This is a genomic window from Brevundimonas sp. SL161 (genome assembly GCF_049896985.1).
Taxonomy (GTDB): domain Bacteria; phylum Pseudomonadota; class Alphaproteobacteria; order Caulobacterales; family Caulobacteraceae; genus Brevundimonas.
The window spans coordinates 1-854 of sequence record NZ_JAFCVJ010000086.1 but is presented as its reverse complement, the minus strand read 5'-3'; the positions used below and the strand labels follow the sequence as shown (position 1 = coordinate 854).

Genomic DNA, 854 nt, shown 5'->3' with positions numbered 1-854 from the left:
GGGCATGTCAGACAGCTACCAGAGGGGTAGAGCGCCAGCCTATTCCTCGTTCCAGGGCGGCGGCAGTTGACCGGACTTGAACAGAGGCGTGGGGTTCTCGTCGGCGTCACCCATTTCGGTATCCCTCCCCGTCCCCTTCGCGCCTAAGCCCCATTCTGCGAAACGGCACCGCCAGTTCGCTGACTGACACCACCCATGCGAACGCTGATCGGAGCGGCAAACCTCGTCATCAAATGCAATCCGCCCTGGATCAGGCTGCCGAACTGACTGGACTGCTCCCCACGCCTTTGGCGCGGGAGGAGACAGTGTCACCCCATCGTCGGGATCACGAACGAGCTATCCGCATGTTCCAGCTCCGAATCCGGCCAGCGGGCGGTGATGGTCTTGACCTTGGTCCAGAATTTCACCCCCTCCATGCCGTGCTGGTTTGTGTCGCCGAAGGCCGAGCGCTTCCAGCCGCCGAAGGTGTGATAGGCGACCGGCACCGGGATCGGAACATTGATCCCGACCATGCCGACATTGACCCGGGCGGCGAAGTCGCGGGCCGCGCGGCCGTTCTGGGTGAAGATGGCGACGCCATTGCCGTACTGGTGCTTCGACGGCAAGCTCAACGCCTCCTCGAAACTGGCGGCGCGCACGATCTGCAGCACGGGGCCGAAGATTTCCTCCTTGTAGGATTCCATCTCGGGCGTGACGTGGTCGAACAGCGACGGGCCGATGAAATAGCCCCGCTCATGCCCCTGCAGCGAGAAGCCGCGGCCGTCGACGACCAGTTCGGCGCCGTCTTTCACCCCCTGCTCGATCCAGCCCTCGACCCGGGCCTTGTGCTGGGCCGTGACGACGGGGCCGTAGTG

At 64.3% G+C, this 854-nt stretch carries 1 protein-coding gene; it reads right to left on the bottom strand.

Annotated elements, in window-relative coordinates:
* Positions 1-308: 308 nt before the first annotated feature.
* A partial coding sequence (locus ACP7AU_RS17755) for an aldehyde dehydrogenase family protein (protein ID WP_426051036.1) occupies positions 309-854 on the bottom strand: 546 nt, incomplete at its 5' end.